Below are 17,922 nucleotides of genomic sequence, written 5' to 3'. Positions count from 1 at the left end.
ACGCGGACTCGTGGGCCGACGCGGTTCCGGTTCGGTTCCGGTTCCTGCCCTCTACGGCACGGCTACGAGGGGTCCCCGGATTCGGGGATGTCCTCGATCCGCTTCCCGTCGAGCAGGTAGGCGGGCAGGCAGGGCTGCTTCGGGTCGACGGGGAATCCGCGTTCGTAGGCCATGCTCGCCATCGCGAGCGGCCCGAGGGCGAGCCCGGCGCGCGGCGCCGCCGACCCGGCCCAGTACCCGACGTGTTCCGCGAGGGCTTCCGCCAGCGTCTCGGCGAAGGCGTCGGGGTCACCCGCGACGAGGCGGTGGAAGAGGGCGACGGGCTGGTAGTCGATCCGGTTCACGAAGTCCTTCGGCGCGTGCGTCAAGCGCTCGGGCATGGACGACTCCATGGTGGCCAGCAGCTTCTCCACCACCTCGTCCATGGACCGCCGGGAGAAGTAGGCCTGCAGGGTGTCGACCCAGTGCAGGACGTACGCGTCGACGGAGTCGTCCTCCCGCAGCCGTGCCGGCGGCACCGCGCACAGCCGGCCGATCCGGTCCGGCTGGCGGCACACGATGGCGAGGTACAGGGCGTCGAGCCAGGCGCGGGCGTCCGCGGGCGGGTCGGCGGGCGTCGCGGGCAGCTGACCGACCCGCTCTTCGCCGAGGTGGCACTGCTGGGGCCGCGCACCGGTGAACAGCGCGGAGCCGAGCTGTACCGAAGTGGCCCAGGCGTCCCACGTGTCGATGCCCGCCGCGTCGGGGTCTTCGACGCATCGGGCGTGGGCGAGTGCGACGGCGGAGCCGAACGCGCCGCCCAGCCCCGCGGGGTCCGTGGCGAGGCGTCGCACCGACTCGACGGTCGCTTCGGCGAGTTCGTCGAGGTCGGGAGCCTTGTCCGCGGTGCGGGTGGCGATCCGGCCGGCGCCGTCGAGCCGGGCCAGGCCCTTCATCATCGCGAGCAGCTGCGGCGGGGGCTGCACGGAGAAGGTGCGGGTCTCCTCGTCGAAGACCGTGAGCGACGTCAGGCCGCCGGCGTGCCACCAGTAGACCTGCGGCGACAGGGCGCCCTGCCCCGAGTCTTCGTAAGCGCCCAACGCGTAGGCCGCGAGGGCGTTGACCGCGCCGACCACGGATCCGTCGCTGATCGGGTGGAACACCAGGTTGTGCCGACTGGGCACGACGACGAGGGCGCCGGTGTCCGGGAGCGGCTCACCGGTGACCTGCCGGGCCGTCTCGGACAGGAACAGGGCCTTGGCGGCGATGAAGTGCGAGTCGCCGTAGACGGAGTGCAGCCGTACCCCGTCTTCGGTGAGTACCTCCGCGTACTCGACGGGTACCCGCATCAGGTTCGCGTACGCCGCCTGCCCCAGCTCCCGGAGCCCGGCACGCTCGACGTCCCTGTCGGTGAGGGTCCGCACGCTGGTGGGTCCGTCGAGGGCGTACGCGAAGACGAGCCCGTCGGCCACCACACGGGCGTACCGCATGGCCCCCATGAGCTCGGGGGTGAACGCGGCCAGGGGCAGCAGCCGGGCGTGGACACCGTGCAGCAGTTCGGTGGTGTCCGTCGGGTGAAGGGCGTCGTCTCGATTCACCCCTCCGACTCTACGGGGAGGGTGTGACAGCGTGACGACGGGGCAGTCGGGCAGGAGCGCTCGGCGGGGTCACGTGTCCCATGTCCTTGCCGCGGCGGTCCAACTCGTCGACGATGCTCCAGTACCCCAGCTGTCCGGATTCCACCGGGCGGTCAGGGCGTTGGAGAACAGGGGAGACAGTGAAGAACAACAGCAGTCCCAGGAAGCGTCCGGCAACGGCGGCGGTACTCGTACCGCTCTTCATACTCGCCGGGTTGCTGCTGGGCCCGGCGGCAGCCGCGGAGGCGGCCGTACCGGCGGCCCGGCAGGCTCCCGCCGCCACGGCGCTGGCGCAGAACTCCCTCCCGGCGGGAGCCGGCGTGGCAGCCGGTCTCCGCGCACCGACGTCGTCCCGGGTCGAGGCCGTCACCGGAAACAAGAAGAGCAAGAAGAGCAAGAAGAAGAAGGGCGGGCTCTTCTCGAAACTGCTGATCGGGCTGCTCGTCGTCATCGTGTTGATCGTGGTCCTGTACGGGGTCCGCCGGGCAATGCGCCGCAGGTCGGCCTGAGGTCTGCCACGGAAGCGGATCTCGTACCCGATCTCCACGTCCTGCGGGACGCGGAGATCTGACGAACAGCCGGCACGCTTGACCTGAGCCGTTGTCGTTGCCGCAGGGCAGTCGGACAGGGCCGGCCGCAGGCGTGGGCGCGGCGGCAGCTGATGGACGGCATACAGGCCCGCCCGGACCGGACCACCGCCCGCGCCGCAGGCCGCACCCTGTGCCCATCGATCGTGGGCGGCCCCAGCTGCCGCACCTGCCGGCAGAGGCTGGGGCTGACCTGCTTCCTCCCCATGCCCTTCGGAATCCGATGTCGGTGACGCCGGATACATTGCCCCGGTACGAGCACACCGCTGGAGGGGCCATGCAGCCTGAAGAAACACCTCTCGCCGCGCTTCTGTCCGTGATGCCGCCCCATGACGGCGCGGACGAGCAGGTGGACTGGGAGGAGCTGCGGCGGGCTTGGGGTGTCCGATTCCCGTCCGACTACACAGCCTTCATGGCCACGTACGGCGGCGGGGGCATCGACGACGCGTTCGGCGTGCTCACTCCCGAAGCGCCTGCACAGCCACCGAACGGTCCGGTCATGGGGAGCATGCCGGGCGAAACCGCCACCATGCGGCACATATGGGAGACCGCAGGAGGCCCTGACGGAGTCAGTGGCGGCCCTGATTCCGTCATCGCCTGGGGTGTCAGCTGCGGAGCCGACATCCTCGGCTGGCTCGTCGTCGACGAGGACCCCGACAGATGGCCGGTCGTCGTGTGGGAACGGCACGGCCGGCCCAACTGGAAGGTCTACGACTGCGGCATGGTGGAGTTCCTCCGCCGCTTGTTCGCCGCGGGCTTCGACAGGTGCCCGCTCAGCGATGCGTCCCTGTGGGGCGAGCCCGCACCGCGGTTCGTCCACTGGCGCGAGGAGCAACGACGCTGGGAGTCCGGTGTCGACCCCTACACGGGCGAGCCCGACCCGTACTTCGGCATGGAGTTCGAATGACCACGCATCCCTGACCCCCGCTCCTGTCCGAGCCCCCTCCCACGGGCAACGATCCACGGTCGGCCGGGAAGCGCTCTCCGCTCACATCCGACGCGTCCTGGTCATGTGGGGCCGAAGCCGACCCGGGGGCACGGCGCGATCGAGATTTTCCCGGGACGGACCGAATCCTTTCGGCGGGCACGCGCCTCCTATACGTGTGCCGACGACCGTCGGAACGGGAACAGGAGGTCTTCATGCTCATCGGTATCGCCATCGCCGCCGGAGCCGTGCTGCTCTGCACGTGCGCCTACTTCGTCACGCGCAAGCGCAAGCAAGCCCGTGGCTGACTCGTCCTGGCCCGCCGAACAGCTCGTCGTCGACGCCCAGCGCGGCGACGTCGACTCGATCACCGCACTGGTCGCGGGCTCGCACCCGAACGTACGGCGATTCGCCCGCTCGCTCTGCGCCACTCCCGAGGACGCCGAGGACGCCGCACAGGAAGCCCTGATCATCCTCTACCGCAAGATCGGGACGCTCCGGGCGTCCGGCGCGCTGGCCTCGTGGATGTTCCGCATCGTCCGCAACGAGTGCCTGCGGCGCGCGCGGACGATGCGGTCCGACGCACACCTGCCGGATGCCGCCGTGAGCTCCGCCGAGGACGTGGTCCTGCAGCGCATCGAGGCGGGCCGGGTCGCCGCCGCCGTCGCCGCTCTGCCGGCCGAGCAGCGCCGCGTGCTGATCATGCGGGACATCCAGGGTTACAGCGGACGGATGGCCGCCGAGGCGCTCGGCCTCAGCACCGCGGCGATGAAATCGCGCCTGCACCGCGCTCGCGCCTCCGTCCAGCAGTCCCTCCGCTCCACACCCCGACCCACGACCGGAGACACCGCATGACGACGACCACCCGATCCGACGGGCCTGACTTCGCGAGTCCGTCCCTGCCCCGCCACCTGATCCGCGGCCTGATCGGCTTCGGCAGCCTGATCGCCTCGCTCGCGCTCGTCGCCACCACGGGCCCGGTCAGCCTGCTGCTCCTGCCGGTCGGCGTGCTGGCACTGCGCGGCTGCCCGATGTGCTGGACCATCGGTCTGATGCAGACCATCTCGCGGGGCCGACTGCAGCGCTCCTGCGAGGACGGCCGGTGCACGCTGACGGTCGCGGAGCCTGCGGGGGCCGTTCACGCACTCCGGCCGGACCGGAAACCCGCTGCGGGCCCCGCGGTCCCCACCCCGGGCACTGCCGAGCCCGCCCTGCACGGGCCGGGGTGACCGGCCACCGACCCCACCCGGTCCGGGCGAGCGGTCCCGCCGGTCGTCCCTCTCTCCCCCCTCCCGTGTGGGGGAGAGGGCCGCGACTGGCGGCGGGCTGACGAAGAGGTGCTCAAGCCGCCGGGGAACGCCTGACCAGGCGCCCGTCGAGGACGACCTCCAGCCAGGTGTAGCAGTCACCGATCCACAGCCCGACCTGCGTCCCACACCCCGCGCACGCCAGATTCGCCCCCTCGTGCCCGCCTGGCCCGCAGCAGCCGCCCCATCGGCTGAGGATCTTGGTGGTACCGACCAGGTCGGCCGGGCTCAACAGCAGGTCCACTCCTGGCCCGTTCCCCGCCCGGGACATACGGAAGCCCTTGGGCGGCGGGCCCCAGGTGATGCGCCCCGGTTCCGGGTCACGGGCGAAGGTGCCCGCCGCCATTCTGGGCGGGCAGGGGTCCACGGGAGAGTCGAGCGGCGTCCAGACCTCGTCCTCCGCCGGAGGATGCACCTCACGCACCGGCACGGACAACACGGCGCTGCACACGGCGCAGGAGAAGACCTCGACACCAGTAGTCCGCATGTCCTCTTCCTCGTCCGTCGGCGCCACCGAAGCTACCCCACGCCACCTTGGACCGGTCACCGAGGTCGTCGGCACGCTGCCCGTCGGACAGCGCTCCCGGTTCCGGCGGCTTCAACGGCGGCGGTACCGGCGGGTCCTCGGACTCCGTCTACGGTGGTGGTGGTGGTGGTGGTGGCGGCGGCGGCATCGCCGGTGTGGAGTGCCGGTGGAGCGCTGCGGTGACGCGACGTGAACCGAGTCCCCCCGGCGATCAGCGGCTGGAGCAACAGCTCCCGGGACACATGCGGCTGCCGACAGCCGCGTGCATCAGCTCTCTGGAGATCCGGGCACCCGGCGGAGTTCGAGCAGGGCCACCACGATCTTCACCGCGGTCGAAATCGTCAGGGCCTGAAGAAACGGCATTCCCATGAGCCACAGGGCCACCATCATGACCGTGAGGACCAGGAACGTGGGTAGCAGACGGGTGCGCATGACCGCACTCTTCAGGCGCTCGGCCCTGCTCCGATCCTGGTCCACCGTGCCGATCGGGCGCACGGTGAGGCCTTCCTCGTCGGCTTCCGGCATGGGGCGCTGCCCTTCCCTCGTACTCGTCCCCGTCAACGAGCCTCGGGCACGATCCGGCGGCCTGCCACCGTTGCCACCCGTCGCGGCGGCCATCCGAGGTACAGCTCGTACAGCTCCACCTCATCGGGCGAGGTGGGCCCCGACCGCCCTTTCCGCCGCCGCGACCTCATCTCCGTCATCCTCCCCGGCTGCCGCCGCCTGACGAACTCCCCGAGTGGATCTTCTGATCGCGTTCTCGCCAACCAAGCCGCCTGCTCACATTGGTCGTTGATCAGAACGGCCCTAGGGTGCTGTGCCGGGGCCGTGCGCGGGTTCTCGAACGGTGAGGGCAGTCGATGAAGGAGGGGGAGCACGTGCAGCATGTAGTCGTCCTGGGGGGAAGCATCGCGGGGCTGGCCGCCGCACGGGCCCTGCGGAGCCTTGGCACACGGGTGACCGTCGTCGAGCCCGATGGACTTGCCGCGACGGTCGCGAGGGGCGGTGTGCCGCAGAGCGGGCAGCTCCATGCGCTGCTCGACATGGGACGGACGCAGGCCGAACGCTGGTTTCCCGGGTTGTCGAAGGACTTGGTCGCCGATGGCGCGGTGCTCGGGTCGGGGAGCGAGATCCAGCTCTTCTCGAACGGACGGCGGAAGGCCAGCGTTCCCGGAAACGAGCTGATCGGTGTGAGCCGCGGCCTCCTCGAAGAGCACATTCGCCGCCGGACCCTGCTGGACGACGGGGTGACGGTGAGGGTGGGCAAGGCGTGCGGTCTGGACATTCGGGGCACGCGGGTGGTCGGCGTCCGCGTCCGCGCCGCCGACTCCGGCGAAGTGCACCTGGTGCCGGCCGACGCGGTGGTCGACGCCACGGGCCGGTCGAGTCGGCTGACCTCCTGGCTCCGGGAGGAGGGGTGGCCGGAACCCCCGGTCGACCGCATGCGGATCGATCTGGGCTACGCCACCGCGCGCTTCCGCAGGGGAACGGAACTCCCCGACGTCCGCGTGGCGCACCAGTTGCCCGCTGCCGCGAGCGGTACCGCCGAGCAGCCGGACACCGGGGCCATGGCCGCGGTGGAGGGCGACCAGTGGATGGCGGTCATAGCGGCGTACGCCGGCAAGCGCCCGACCCGGGATCCCGCCGAGTTCCGCAGGCGCATGAGGAAGATGGACGCGAGCCCCTTCGGCGTCGTCGCCGACCGGTGCGAGCTGCTCGGCGAGGTCGAGACGTACAGCATGGCGCACTCCTTGCGGAGGCGGTGGTGGGCCGTGGAGCGTCTTCCCGGAGGACTGTTCGTCGTGGGTGACGCCGTGGCCTCCTTCAACCCGGTGTACGGGCAGGGCATGACCAGTGCCCTTCTGCACGCGTCGTGCCTTGTCGCGTACCTGCGCAAGGGCGGTGACCTCCATGCGCCGGCCCATGCCTACTTCCACCACATCAGGGTCGTGGTGAACGCGGCATGGGAGATCTCGACCCTGTCCGACCTGGCACAGCCGCACGTCACGGGTCCCTATCCCCGCGGCTACGCAATGGCCAGGAAGATGGCGGCATGGATGGAGGAGGCCTCCACGACGGACGCGTGGGTGAACGAGAGGTTCCTCGACGTCGTCAACATGCGCAAGCGTCCCGCCGATCTGCAGGCGCCACGGTTCTTGTGGCGTGTCGCGATGGCGTGCGCACGGCGGGACGCGTGACACCGGGACCACCGGGACGGCCGGGCGACCGGGACCACCGGGACCACCGGGACGACCGGGCGACCGGGACCACCGGGACGGCCGGGCGGCTAGGAGCTGGAGACCTGCCGCCCGTCCTTGTCCACTCCGGCCGCGGCCAGAACCTCGGGGTGGTCGAGAAGGCGGGCCATGCGGACCAGGTGGGCGCGTTGGGCAGCCGCTTCCAGCTCGGACCCCGGCAGCGGGACGCCCCTGCCGCTCACCCGGCCGGCTCCGTCCTCGGCGAGCGCCACCGCCCCGAGGAGGACGGCGGCGGCAGCGGCGGCCCGCTCGTCATCCTTCGACCAGCCGGCGCCGACGGCAGCCTCGCGGACCCGGTCGGCGGCGGCACGGCCGAAGTAGGGGTGCAGGCTGCGGATGCCGCTGAGGATGTCGGCCATACGCGTGATCAGATGCCAGTCCCGTACGTAGACCAGGCCGAGCTGCGCCACCGGATTGGGCTCGGTCAGCGTGATCCGGGGGTCGGCGCGACGCGTCAGCTGCCACAGCGGGGCCAGCGCCAGGTAGTCCCGACGGTCCGCGCGCCACGTGGCGATGGCGGCACCGGAGAACCCCCAGTTGATGATGATGGCCCCGATCGTGCCGGAGACCGGGCCGAGGCTGTGGAGGGGGTCCAGGCCGCGCCAGCCCGTGGCGCCGGCCACGGTGGCCGGCCCGACGCACGCCACGTACCCGGCGATGAACCAGGTGGCGATCGCGATGTGCTGCAGTGCCCGGCGCAGCCTCGGATCGTCCTGCGAGGAGAGGGCGTTGTGACGGAACCGCAGGGCGGTGGAGACCGAGGCATAGCCGAGGCCCAGCTGGAATGCGCCCAGCATGACCAGCGCGCCGGGGTCCCGGCCGTAGGTGATGTTGAAGTCCAGCGGGTGCGGTGCGTCGTCGAGCCCGGCGGCAGCGAGGAATCCGGTGATCAGGGCACCCGCGACGAGGCCGTAGACGACGAGCGGCCCGGTCAGCGGGCTGCGGCCGGTCGCGCTTGACCGGGAGGGGCGCCACAGCAGCGACATGATGTGCGTATGGGCGAAGAAGCCGAGGATGCAGAGGAAGACCAGCAGCTCGGCGAGGTTCTGCCTGCCCGTCAGATCCGCTGTGCCGCGGTAGACCACGGGCGTCGCGAACACGAAGGCGCCCACCCCCAAGGCGGAGCACATGGCGATCAGCCGCAGCGCGGGTGAGCGTTCCCGCTGCCAGGCGACGAACTTCGCGAAGGTGGTGCACGACCCGATCGCGGCGACGGTGAGGTAGACGATGTTCGCAGTGTCCTCAGACACCGGTCCCCCTGTGGCGCAGGGCGGAGCTCACCGAGGTGGTGGGGTCGCCGCTGATGTTGGTGATCATGCTGACGATCAGCCGCCCCAGGGTCTCGGCTTCCCGCTCGGGCGGAGTCTGCCCGCAGGACAGTGTCGTATCGGGCCCGTCGAAGTAGGTGCGGGCCAGCATCATTCGGCTGACCTTGGGGTTGAGGGCGGGAGCCAGGCTCGCGAGCAGCTCGTCCTGGAGGTCATGTCCCGCTGTTTCCGGATCGTGCCCGAGGAAGGCGTGTGCCAGTTCGTGGGCGATGACGAAGTTCTGGAGGATGCTCTGCGAGTCCTTGTCGACCACGATGATGAGCTCGGAGGGTCCCCGCAAGAGTCCCCCCGTGAGCGGGTACTTCAAAGGGAGGTGGAGGATCCGGATCGGCACCCCACAGCGGTCGGAGACGGCCGATACGACCTCGTCGATGGTCGGGTGGGCCGGCAGCCCGAGTTGCGAGCAGAAGGTGTTGCGCAATCTGCGGAGGGTGCGGATCTCCCGGAGCGTCTCTGAGACGATTCCGACGGTCTCCCGGATTCCCGCCACGGTCTACCCCTTCTGCAAAAACCACAGCACATGGGACGCATGCCGCGGTTCCTTCGTGAATCTGCTGGATTCTTCGTACGTGGTCCCACGCCCATGGACCGCCGACCCACGGCGGGCGACCGCCCTGACCAGCGTCGGGGGAGCGCCGGAGGGATGGCGTGCCCACGTCTGGAGAGTCACAGTGAGTAGCTTGTACGTTCATTGTGAGGGAGATCAAGTGGGACAGGCTTCCGGTTGGCGTACTTCCTGGATCGGAAAGCTCCGGGGGAGGAGCAATCGCGAACGAACCGGATGATTCCGGCGGCGGCTTCCCCCGCTTCACGCTGTGGGTGACGGCTGCGGCCGGAGCGAACCGTTCAGTCCCGGGAGTCGGGCAACGTCCCGAGGTAGCGGCTGAGGACCGCCGGGGCGCCGGCCTCGCGCAGCAGGGCCACGAGTTCCACCTGGTCCTTGGTCTCCTGCACCAGGGCGTCGGTGTCGGGAAGAGTGAAGAACGCGGGGCCGGCCTCGATGCCGAAGTGTCTCGCCAGGGCCTCCAGGGGGTCATCCGTGAAGAAGGACGGATCCACCTTGAAGATCTTGCAGAGCAGCTTCGTGGACTCCAGGCTGGGCTTGCTCTTTCCCTCCAGCAGGTTGTAGAGCCACATCCGCGACTTTCCGCACGCCCTGGCCACATCCGTCTGTGTGTGGGGCTTGCCCTCGTCGGTCGTCCGGGTCTTCAGCAGGTGCCCGAGCCGGCCGATGAACGGATCGTCCTCGGCGGCCTCTCCCGCGGGCTCGCCCGCCCGCAGGGCCTGCAGGACCTCAAGCGGCACACCGGTCGTGTGACTCACGGCGGCGTTCGACTGGGGCTCGGAGCCTCGCGGGAAGATGTGCGTGAACAGGAAGTCGAGACGCTCTGAGATCAGCAGCGCCCGCTGGTCGCCCGTGCCGCTCATCGATCCCTTTCCTGCCACGTCCGAGTGACCGTCGCCGTGACGGCCTGTCCGGCCGTACGGCTACTGCCGTGATCATCACCGCTTCCGCCGCGTTGGCGAAGGAACCGCCGCCGCACTGGCAGAACTCGGGGCGGCGGGCGCCCCTGCGAGAAGTTACTCGAACTGCATGCTGGCCGCATCAAGTCTAACCGGCAAGCCGCGGCAGCAGTCGATTCCAGGTCCCACCCGACGTCCAAGAGCCCTTTTTCGTCTCCAAGTTGGCGTCATGTGCAAACTATTGTTGACACCGGGCGGAGGGTGCAGCAGGATCTTGTCCATGCCGCCAGCTGGCCGGGCCCCTCCCGAGAGGTGAGAGGCCTTCATGGCTGGTTGTTTGCGCCGCCCGAAGGCAGCGATCCCCACGGGGGAGGGTCGCAACCCGGGTCGGGCAGCCCCTTCGGGCCCCGATCCGACGTCCGAGGGCGGCGCACGGCATCTCTTCCCGCAGGGGCGGAACCGCGGATCCGCCGACTCCGCCGACTCCAGCGGATCCGCGGTCCGTCAGGCGGCCGTTCCGCCCGCGTTGCGGATCAGCTGCCTGAGCACCTTCACCGTGGTGACGTAGTCGGCGTCGTCAATGCCCTCGTGTAGGGCGGCGCGGATCGCGGGGCCGTTCAGTGCGAGGTCGACGCGGGCCCGTTCCCCCTCCTCGGTGAGCCACAGCCGGTCCTCGGCGTCCCGGTTCAGCCAGCCGCGCTCCACGAGCACCTCGGCCTCCGCCGCCAGGTCGTCCTCGGGCCGGATGTAGGAGGCCATGGCCTTGTGCAACTCGGGCACGGTCATCCCCTCGCCGTCGGGCGAGATGTCGTTCTCCGACAGGTTGCGCAGCAGCCAGAACTGGGGCTGGGTGTAGCCCTTTTCGGCCTGCCGCGCCCGGGTGAAGGCGATGAGCGCCTCGTAGGCGACACCGGTCCAGTAGGCGGCGGGCTGTCCGGCGAGCTCGGCGTCGGAAAGCTGCTGCTGGGTCGTCATGGGCGGTCCCCTCCTGGTGCTTCGGGTGCGGAGCCTGCGGGCCGTGCAGGTCATGGGGAAAACGTAGGACCTCAGGTTCGGTTGAGGTCAAGTGGGTGATCTTCCGGACGTCCTTGACGCAGATCTCGGGACGGCTCGCGGGGAGCAGTGGAGCAGTCGCAACGCGATACGAGGAGCTCGCCGTCCGCTACGAGGCAACCGTGCGCTGCTGCACCGCAGAAGTGCTGAGACGAGCCACGCGGCAGATCAGTGCGCGTCGGTCAGGGGTACGCGCAGCAGGGCCTCAAGCCGGGAGACCGTCTGCTCGGGCTGCTGCGCGTGAACACCCGCGAAGCCGAGCTTCTCGGCCGCCTGCACGTACTCCTCGGTGTCGGCGACGAAAACGCACTGGTCGGCCGAGAGTGCCAGCAGTTTCAGCATGGCTTCGAACAGCTCCGGGTCGGGCTTGCGCATCCCGTGGCACTCGGAGATGACCACGCTGTGATAGCGGACGTCGAGCTCGTATCCGTCGTAGAGGTTCCAATCAGGCGGCCCACCGCCGGCGCAACCCGCAGGCCCCGACAGCCGGAGGGCCGGTGCGGAGGCTCGTGGGGGACACCCGATTCCGGAAGTCCGAACTCCGAACGAAACCCCTTGCCCAATGGTCAAGAAACGTTGACCATTGGGGGCATGCCTACCGATGAGCTTCCCGAGACGTTCCACGTCACCACCGACGAGCAGCTGCGCGCCGTTTCCAATCTCACGCGTCACCGGATCATGGCCGTGCTCCGCTTCGAGCCCGCGACGATCACGCAGATCGCCGAGCGCGTGGGCCTCGCGAAGGGGAGTTCCAGCTACCACGTACGGCTGCTGGAGCGGGCCGGCCTGGTGAAGGTGGTGCGGACGCGGAAGGTCCGGGGCGTCACCGAGCGGTACTACGCGATGGCCGCGCGGTCGATCGTGCTGCCGGATCCGGGCGAGGGAGGGCCGGACGTGCTGATGCGGCACGCGGTGGCGGACCTGGAGGCAGCGCCGGCGGACGGCGAGCGGCACGTGCGGATGGCGCACCTGCGGCTCACCGAGGAGCAGTTCGCGGAGCTGGGGGCGCGGCTGGAGGCACTGGCGGACGAGTACCGGGAGCTGTCCGATCCGTCGCTGCCGGACGCGTCACTCGTCTTCGCACTGTTCCACCCGGCACCGCGCGCGCAGGCCGAAGGAGACGCCAAGTGACCTCGGACATTCGGGAGTTGCCGACCGGTTTCGGACGGCTGTGGACCGCCCAGACGGTGTCCTCGCTCGGTGACGGAGTGACGCATGCCGCGCTGCCGCTGCTCGCGTTGACGTTGACGCGGGATCCGATGGCGCTCGCCGTCGTCACGGCCGCCGGAACGCTGCCGTGGCTGCTCTTCGGGGTGCTCGGCGGTGCGCTGGTGGACCGCTGGGACCGGCGGCGCACGATGTGGGTCGCGGACGCGGGGCGTGCCGTGCTGCTCGCGATACCGGCGGCAGCGGCCGCGCTGGACGCGCTGAGCATTCCGCTGCTCGCGGCCGTCGCCTTCCTGCTCGGCCTCGGCGGACTCTTCTTCGACACGGCCGCCACGGCCTATCTGCCGGATCTGCTCGGCCGCGATCCCGCGCTCCTGGAACGCGCCAACTCCCGCCTGCGCGGCACCCAGACCGCCGCGTCCGGCTTCGCGGGGCCGCCCGCCGGCAGTGCGCTGCTCGCGCTCGGGAGGGCGGTTCCGCTGCTCGCCGACGCGGTGTCGTTCGCGCTCTCCGCACTGCTCGTACGGTCGCTGCCCGCCGCACCCCGGCCCGTACCGCAGGCCCGTGAGTCGCTGCTGCGACAGGCGCGGGCCGGCGCCTCGTACGTGTTCCGCAATCAGTTGCTGCTCGGGCTCGCGCTGCGTCCGGCGGTCGGGAACATCGCCTTCCTCGCCGTGGAGACCGTACTCGCCCTCTTCGCGCACGACCGTCTCGGCATCGACACCTTCGGCTTCGGCCTGCTCCTCACGGCGGAGGCCACCGGCGGTCTGCTCGGCGCGGGCATCGCCTCCTTCCTCGGCCGACGACTCGGCACCGGCACCGCGCTGACCTGCACGGCCGCAGTCGAGGGGCTCGCCGTCCTGGGCCTTGCCGCCGCCCCGAACCCGTACGTCGCCGGCCTCGCGCTCGCCGTCTGCGGAGCGGGCATGGGCGCCACGATGGTGCTCGGCCCCTCCCTCCGACAGGCGATCGTCCCCCCGCACCTGATGGGCCGGGTCGCGTCCACCTCGCGCATGCTCGCCATGTGCGCCGCCCCGTTCGGTGCCTTCCTCGGCGGCTGGCTGGCCACCACCTACGACGTGCGCACCCCGCTCTACGCCGCCGCCGGCCTCCTCCTCACCATGACCGCCGTCACGTCGACCATGACGGGCAACCGCCGGGTCGAGGCGGCGCTGCGTGCCGCCGCCCCGGCCGACGATCCGGATCACCGGAAGTCCCGCGATCCCGTTCGGCGGTGATCGGCGTCCGGCGGGGAGCCGGCGGCGGGCATCGGCCCGGAGCGGGCGCGGGGCTTGAGGGATTCCGGCATGACGAGCCGCCCGCACCCGGCATCCGTCCTGCGGGGAGACTTCCTTCAGGCGGGAGTCGAGCGGCCCAGGGCGCCGTGACGCGAAGCGGCCCTCCGTCAGCGGGACGGGGTGAAGGGATGGCCGGCCATCGACTTCCTGCCACGACCGTGGCGGTTTGGCCGGAGTTCCATGGATCGCCTGCCACGGCTGTGGCAGGATCGGCTTCGCAACAGCCGCTGCGCCGGCGCTTCGACGAGGGTGCCGGGGTGATGCTTCCTGCGCGACGTCGGGAGACCAGCCGGTGACAGAAGCCTTCTCCGTACCGCCCGTGGCCGCCCCGCAGTTGGCCACGGTCGTCGAACGGGTCGTCGACCTGGGGGCCAAGCTGGGGCGCGGCCGGGACGAGGTTCTGGATCCCGAGGAGCTGCACCGCGCCTCCGGGGTCCCGCTCCACGTCGTACGAGCGCTGCTCCAGGGGCGGCCGGCGGGCGAGCCGGACATCCACGAGCGGTTCCGCCAGCGGCTCGACCTGCTCCACGAGACGTACCTCAAGGAGAACGGCCGCAAGTTCTCGCACGGGGAGATCGCCCGGCAGAGCGGCATCTCCCGGCAACAGGTCCAGGCGCTGCTCGGCGGAGACCGCCGCCCGACGATGGACCACTGCTCCCGGCTGGAACGGTTCTTCGAACGGCCCGCCGGTTTCCTCCAGTCGGATGACGCCGAGGCGCTGAGCTGCGTCCTGGCCGTCATCGAGAAGGCGCTGCTCCAGGAATACCGGGAGCACAGCGAACGCGGCGTCCTGGCGGCGGCCTCGGCCGGTGCCCGGCGGCCGAGTCTCTACGAGCGGCACGGCGTCGACGGCATCGCGCTGCGCGCGGCCCTGCTGCCCGACCAGGGGCGCACCAGGTTGCTGGAATGGCTCGACAACTACATGGACGAGCGTGCGACCGAAGGGAACGCTGAGGGGAACGCGGACGGGAACGCCGCGAAGGACGCCGAAGGGAACCGGCGCTCGCCCGGCGATGCGTCCTGAGGTGCGCCGTCCGCCGCGCGCCGGCGGGCTCGGGGGGCCGTGGCCGTCCCCGGTCGTGGCACGGAGGGTTTCCGGAGCGGCCGGCCGCCGCGCAGGGGCGGTGCGGGCCGGCCGCGTGGAATCCACCAGGGCGCGAGCTCCATCCCGTCGCGGAACGGGGCCGGGGCCAGGGCCAGGGCCAGGGCCAGGGCCGGAGCCAGGGCCGGGGCCAGGGCCGGGGCCAGGGCCAGGAGCAGGGGCAGGAGCAGGAGCAGGGGAGAGATACGTGTTCAAGCAGCGGGAGATACGGCGGTCCGTCGGCGCCCTCACGGACGGGATCGGACACCTGAAGTCTCCGGCTCCGGCCGAGGCGGTCTGCCGCGCGCTCTGCGACGCCATGGGGCTGCGCCGGGGGCGCAGGATCGAGTTCCGCACCACGCCCTTCCCTCCGGGCACCGCCAGCGGTCTCGCCCTGGACCTCGGGGAGCGGGACCTCGTCGTCGTGGAACAGAAGACCGCGGCCGAACACCAGATCGTCATCACCGGGCACGAGCTGCGCCACCTGGAGCTGGGCCACTGCCACCTGCACGTCACCGAGGGCTCCGCGGCCGCTCGCCTCCTGCGCCACGACGCCGACTTACAAGCGGTGGTCGAGTCGGCTCTGGCGGTCGCGGGACGCCACAGTCCCGCCCTCCTCAAGCAGGACAGGGCGGCCGCCAGGAAGCACGCGGGAGAGGAGCAGGCCGCCGAGCGCTACGGCCTCGAACTGGCCCACGCCGTACGGCACCTGCTGGCCCCGCCCGACGCACCCGTACTCGACCGCGGCACGACCTCCGGCCGTATCGCGGCCGCGCTCGGCCACCACGGCATACGGGGCTGAACCATGTCCGATCTCGCCTTCTTCATTCCGGCGGCGCTGGGGACCGTGGCGGTCCTCGTCCGGCTCCCCAGCCTGCGCAGGAACACCCGCGATCCCCTTCTCCGGGCCGTGGTGGTGTTCCTGCTGACGGCCACGGGGGTCTTCTACTTCGGGGCGACCTCGACGATCGTCAAGGTCAACGAGATCACGGGCGTGCCGAACTTCGCCGCGCCCCTCCTCTACTCGCTCCTGATGGCCTGCTGTGGATCCGGCATCATCCTGATCATCAACTGGCGAGGTGGCCCGCCCGCCTGCATCCGGCGGTCCACACGCTGGTGCGCGGGAACCTACGCGGCCCTGGCCGTCGCGATGTACGCGCTCTTCGCCCTCGGCGAGGCACCGGTCGAACGGCTGGAGGACCTGGACACCTACTACGCCAACACGCCGTACATCCGCGAAATGATCGTGCTCTACCTGGTCGGCCACTCCGCTGCCGCGGTGATCATGGCGTCCCTGTGCCGGCGCTGGCTGAGCGATGTGTCCCAGGAGCTGCGTGTGGGCCTGGCCCTCTTGATCGCGGGCTACACCAGCACCCTCGGCTTCGACGTGTGCAAGTTCGCGGCCGTCGGCGCCCGATGGGCCGGAACGGACTGGGACGTCCTGAGCACCGAGGTGGCACGGCCGTTCGTCACGGTCTCCTTCTGCCTCATCCTCCTCGGATTCGGCCTGCCCCTCGCCGTGCAGCGCTTCAAGGGACCCTGGCGGGACTGGACCCGGTACCGCCGGCTGGGCACCCTGTCCCGCCTGCTGCACGGGCTGACGCCGACCACGGCGGTGGTCAGGATGCCCCTGCTCTCCACGGTGGGCGTACGCCGGCTGCACCGCGAATCGGGCATCCACGACGGACTGCTCACCCTCAACCCCTACTTCGACCTCACCCTGCGGGCCCGCGCACTCGCCGACGCGCTGGCCCATGGCGCCTCCGACGATGACGCCGCCGCGGACGCGGACGCGGTCATGGTCGTCGCCGCGGTCGACGCGCTGCGCGCCGACCCCGAGCGCCACGTGATCGCGTCCTCCCACGAACTTCAGACGGAACCCGGCGAAGAGCGCGATCTGGTACGGATCTCGCACGCGCTGGCCCGGATCCTCTCCGGGGGTCCGGGCGGGCCGACGCCGGTGAGGGAGCACGCATGACCACCGTGTACTTCTACCTTCTCGTCGGCGTCCTCTCGGTCGCCTTCGCCCTGAGGGCGCCCGCACTCGTCAGGCACTGGCGCGATCCCCTCGTCCGTTCCGTGTCCCTGCTCCTGCCGCTGGGCGCCGCCGTCTTCTTCTTCGCGGCGCCGCCGACGATCTCCCAGGTGAACGCGCTCACGGGCATCCCCAACTTCTCGGTCCCGCTGGTCTACGGCACGGTCACCGCTGCCAGCGCCGCGCTCATCAACCTCACCATCACCTGGCGCGGAGGCCCGCGGGACCGGCGCCGGACCGCCACCCGCTGGTGCGTCGGCGTCTACGGAGCGTTGATCGCGACGCAGTTCACCCTGTTCGCCCTCGGGGACGCGTCCGAGGAACGCCTCCGGGACTTCGACACCTACTACGCCACCACCCCGTACGTCCGGGAGATGGTCGTCCTGTGCGTACTGGCCTACGGACTGGCGAACCTGGTCCTGGCCCGCCTGTGCTGGCGCTGGTCCCGCGAAGTCCCGGGGCTGCTGCGGACCGGGCTGCTCCTCATCGTGACCGGCTCGGTCCTGAGCCTGGGATACGTCGCGTGCAAGYTCACGGCCATCGGGGCGCGATGGGCCGGCCACGACTGGGACGGCGTCAGCACCACCGTCGCCCCGACGGTCTCCTCACTCGCCTCGCTCCTCCAGTGCGTCGGCCTCGCCCTGCCCTCCGCGAGCCAGTGCGTGATGAGCCTGTGGCGCCGGTGGTCCCAGTACCGGCGTCTGCGCCCGCTGTGGCTGACCATGCGCGCGGTGACCCCGTACGAACTGGTGCGCATTCCCTGGGCCTCCTCGCTCGGCAAGCGCCAGCTGCGCCGGACCTGCGACATCCGCGACGGCCTCCGGCTGATCGCGCCCCGTCTCGACCGCCACGCGGAGGAAGAGGGACACCCGGACGGGCTCCCCGGCGCCCTGAAACCGGATGCGGCACGCCACGTCGCCATGGTGGTCGCGGCGTTCGACACCCTGCACGGCACCGGGGCCGACCCGGGGGACTGCAGCCTGGAGAGCATGCTCTCGGGCGACGACGAACAGCTCGTGCGGCTCTCGGACGCCCTGCGCGACCTGGCCGTTCCCGACCGGACCTGCGACCGGGATGCCGGGCGGCCTTCGGTCTTCGAGCGAACCTCCGACCGCGTCTGACCACTCACCGACACGTCCGGGCCGCGCAGATCCCCGGTGCCGCCGGCGCCTGTCGACACACCATCCACACGGAGCACACCGTCCACGCACTCCCCACGGAGCACACGGAATCCGTCCGGTTCGGGGCCGGGCGGCCCCGCTCCCCTGACCAAGACG

Annotated in this window: 20 protein-coding genes; 12 read left to right on the top strand and 8 right to left on the bottom strand. The window is 70.9% G+C overall.

The window, feature by feature from the left end; genetic code table 11:
* Nucleotides 1–62: 62 nt before the first annotated feature.
* The gene (locus AB4039_RS05170; protein ID WP_442270101.1) at nt 63–1,577 is read right to left on the bottom strand and encodes an immunity 49 family protein; all 1,515 of its coding nucleotides are present in this window, start codon (nt 1,575–1,577) and stop codon (nt 63–65) included.
* A gap of 179 nt (nt 1,578–1,756) precedes the next feature.
* Here AB4039_RS05170 and AB4039_RS05165 point away from each other — a divergent pair, with 179 nt between their 5' ends.
* The 5 genes from AB4039_RS05165 (at nt 1,757) to AB4039_RS05145 (ending at nt 4,357) form a co-directional block, all read left to right on the top strand.
* The gene (locus AB4039_RS05165) at nt 1,757–2,125 is read left to right on the top strand and encodes a hypothetical protein (RefSeq protein WP_266846460.1); all 369 of its coding nucleotides are present in this window, start codon (nt 1,757–1,759) and stop codon (nt 2,123–2,125) included.
* Nucleotides 2,126–2,480: 355 nt separating this feature from the next.
* Complete coding sequence (locus AB4039_RS05160; RefSeq protein ID WP_266846461.1) at nt 2,481–3,110, top strand: SMI1/KNR4 family protein; 630 nt, start codon at nt 2,481–2,483, stop codon at nt 3,108–3,110.
* 233 nt (nt 3,111–3,343) lie between these two features.
* Entirely contained in the window at nt 3,344–3,436 is a 93-nt protein-coding gene (locus AB4039_RS05155; protein WP_266846463.1) for an LPXTG cell wall anchor domain-containing protein, read from the top strand.
* The gene (locus tag AB4039_RS05150) at nt 3,429–3,983 is read left to right on the top strand and encodes an RNA polymerase sigma factor (RefSeq protein ID WP_266846464.1); all 555 of its coding nucleotides are present in this window, start codon (nt 3,429–3,431) and stop codon (nt 3,981–3,983) included. The genes AB4039_RS05155 and AB4039_RS05150 overlap by 8 nt, the downstream gene beginning before the upstream one ends.
* The gene (locus AB4039_RS05145) at nt 3,980–4,357 is read left to right on the top strand and encodes a hypothetical protein (RefSeq protein WP_266846465.1); all 378 of its coding nucleotides are present in this window, start codon (nt 3,980–3,982) and stop codon (nt 4,355–4,357) included. The genes AB4039_RS05150 and AB4039_RS05145 overlap by 4 nt, the downstream gene beginning before the upstream one ends.
* 112 nt (nt 4,358–4,469) lie before the next feature.
* Here AB4039_RS05145 and AB4039_RS05140 read toward each other — a convergent pair whose 3' ends face one another.
* Nucleotides 4,470–4,922: a hypothetical protein gene (locus tag AB4039_RS05140; protein ID WP_266846467.1), complete on the bottom strand. Its 453-nt coding sequence runs from the start codon at nt 4,920–4,922 to the stop codon at nt 4,470–4,472.
* 306 nt (nt 4,923–5,228) lie between these two features.
* On the bottom strand, nt 5,229–5,486 hold the full coding sequence (locus AB4039_RS05135) for a hypothetical protein (protein ID WP_266846469.1): 258 nt from the start codon (nt 5,484–5,486) through the stop codon (nt 5,229–5,231).
* A 353-nt stretch (nt 5,487–5,839) separates the two neighbouring features.
* On the opposite strand from AB4039_RS05135, the gene AB4039_RS05130 reads away from it, so the two are divergent.
* Entirely contained in the window at nt 5,840–7,159 is a 1,320-nt protein-coding gene (locus tag AB4039_RS05130; RefSeq protein WP_266846470.1) for an FAD-dependent monooxygenase, read from the top strand.
* A gap of 89 nt (nt 7,160–7,248) precedes the next feature.
* Here AB4039_RS05130 and AB4039_RS05125 read toward each other — a convergent pair whose 3' ends face one another.
* The 5 genes from AB4039_RS05125 to AB4039_RS05105 form a co-directional block, all read right to left on the bottom strand.
* A complete protein-coding gene (locus AB4039_RS05125) occupies nt 7,249–8,469 on the bottom strand; it encodes a DUF6545 domain-containing protein (RefSeq protein WP_266846472.1) in 1,221 nt (406 codons plus the stop codon).
* Nucleotides 8,462–8,968, bottom strand: coding sequence for an ImmA/IrrE family metallo-endopeptidase (locus tag AB4039_RS05120; protein ID WP_442270100.1), 507 nt, complete (start codon nt 8,966–8,968; stop codon nt 8,462–8,464). Before AB4039_RS05120 ends, AB4039_RS05125 begins: the two co-directional genes overlap by 8 nt.
* A 425-nt stretch (nt 8,969–9,393) precedes the next feature.
* On the bottom strand, nt 9,394–9,975 hold the full coding sequence (locus AB4039_RS05115; protein WP_266846476.1) for a helix-turn-helix domain-containing protein: 582 nt from the start codon (nt 9,973–9,975) through the stop codon (nt 9,394–9,396).
* Nucleotides 9,976–10,515: 540 nt separating this feature from the next.
* A complete protein-coding gene (locus tag AB4039_RS05110; RefSeq protein ID WP_442270099.1) occupies nt 10,516–10,986 on the bottom strand; it encodes a MarR family transcriptional regulator in 471 nt (156 codons plus the stop codon).
* A gap of 246 nt (nt 10,987–11,232) precedes the next feature.
* Nucleotides 11,233–11,463 carry an HAD-IA family hydrolase gene (locus AB4039_RS05105; RefSeq protein ID WP_442270098.1) on the bottom strand — a complete coding sequence of 77 codons (231 nt, stop codon included), beginning with the start codon at nt 11,461–11,463 and terminating at the stop codon, nt 11,233–11,235.
* A 192-nt stretch (nt 11,464–11,655) separates the two neighbouring features.
* On the opposite strand from AB4039_RS05105, the gene AB4039_RS05100 reads away from it, so the two are divergent.
* The 6 genes from AB4039_RS05100 to AB4039_RS05075 all read left to right on the top strand — a co-directional run bounded on the left by AB4039_RS05100 (nt 11,656) and on the right by AB4039_RS05075 (nt 17,766).
* Nucleotides 11,656–12,195, top strand: coding sequence for an ArsR/SmtB family transcription factor (locus tag AB4039_RS05100; protein WP_442270097.1), 540 nt, complete (start codon nt 11,656–11,658; stop codon nt 12,193–12,195).
* On the top strand, nt 12,192–13,469 hold the full coding sequence (locus AB4039_RS05095; RefSeq protein ID WP_266846482.1) for an MFS transporter: 1,278 nt from the start codon (nt 12,192–12,194) through the stop codon (nt 13,467–13,469). Before AB4039_RS05100 ends, AB4039_RS05095 begins: the two co-directional genes overlap by 4 nt.
* Nucleotides 13,470–13,821: 352 nt before the next feature.
* Nucleotides 13,822–14,553 (top strand): helix-turn-helix domain-containing protein, encoded by a 732-nt coding sequence (locus tag AB4039_RS05090; RefSeq protein WP_266846483.1) that lies wholly within the window; start codon nt 13,822–13,824, stop codon nt 14,551–14,553.
* A gap of 265 nt (nt 14,554–14,818) precedes the next feature.
* Nucleotides 14,819–15,412 carry a toxin-antitoxin system, toxin component gene (locus AB4039_RS05085; protein ID WP_266846484.1) on the top strand — a complete coding sequence of 198 codons (594 nt, stop codon included), beginning with the start codon at nt 14,819–14,821 and terminating at the stop codon, nt 15,410–15,412.
* 3 nt (nt 15,413–15,415) lie between these two features.
* Complete coding sequence (locus AB4039_RS05080) at nt 15,416–16,588, top strand: MAB_1171c family putative transporter (protein ID WP_442270096.1); 1,173 nt, start codon at nt 15,416–15,418, stop codon at nt 16,586–16,588.
* A complete protein-coding gene (locus AB4039_RS05075) occupies nt 16,585–17,766 on the top strand; it encodes an MAB_1171c family putative transporter (protein ID WP_442270095.1) in 1,182 nt (393 codons plus the stop codon). Before AB4039_RS05080 ends, AB4039_RS05075 begins: the two co-directional genes overlap by 4 nt.
* Nucleotides 17,767–17,922: the final 156 nt, after the last annotated feature.

The sequence above is a fragment of the Streptomyces sp. M-16 genome (assembly GCF_052114405.1).
GTDB lineage: Bacteria > Actinomycetota > Actinomycetes > Streptomycetales > Streptomycetaceae > Streptomyces.
Note: the sequence above shows the minus strand (reverse complement) of the source record. Positions and strands in the feature narration are given on the sequence as shown.

Coding starts and splice junctions, on each gene's coding strand:
- AB4039_RS05160 (WP_266846461.1), top strand. CDS start 2,481: ATGCAGCCTGAAGAAACACCTCTCGCCGCGCTTCTGTCCGTGATGCCG.
- AB4039_RS05110 (WP_442270099.1), bottom strand. CDS start 10,986: ATGACGACCCAGCAGCAGCTTTCCGACGCCGAGCTCGCCGGACAGCCC.
- AB4039_RS05115 (WP_266846476.1), bottom strand. CDS start 9,975: ATGAGCGGCACGGGCGACCAGCGGGCGCTGCTGATCTCAGAGCGTCTC.
- AB4039_RS05145 (WP_266846465.1), top strand. CDS start 3,980: ATGACGACGACCACCCGATCCGACGGGCCTGACTTCGCGAGTCCGTCC.
- AB4039_RS05155 (WP_266846463.1), top strand. CDS start 3,344: ATGCTCATCGGTATCGCCATCGCCGCCGGAGCCGTGCTGCTCTGCACG.
- AB4039_RS05100 (WP_442270097.1), top strand. CDS start 11,656: ATGCCTACCGATGAGCTTCCCGAGACGTTCCACGTCACCACCGACGAG.
- AB4039_RS05080 (WP_442270096.1), top strand. CDS start 15,416: ATGTCCGATCTCGCCTTCTTCATTCCGGCGGCGCTGGGGACCGTGGCG.
- AB4039_RS05135 (WP_266846469.1), bottom strand. CDS start 5,486: ATGCCGGAAGCCGACGAGGAAGGCCTCACCGTGCGCCCGATCGGCACG.
- AB4039_RS05140 (WP_266846467.1), bottom strand. CDS start 4,922: ATGCGGACTACTGGTGTCGAGGTCTTCTCCTGCGCCGTGTGCAGCGCC.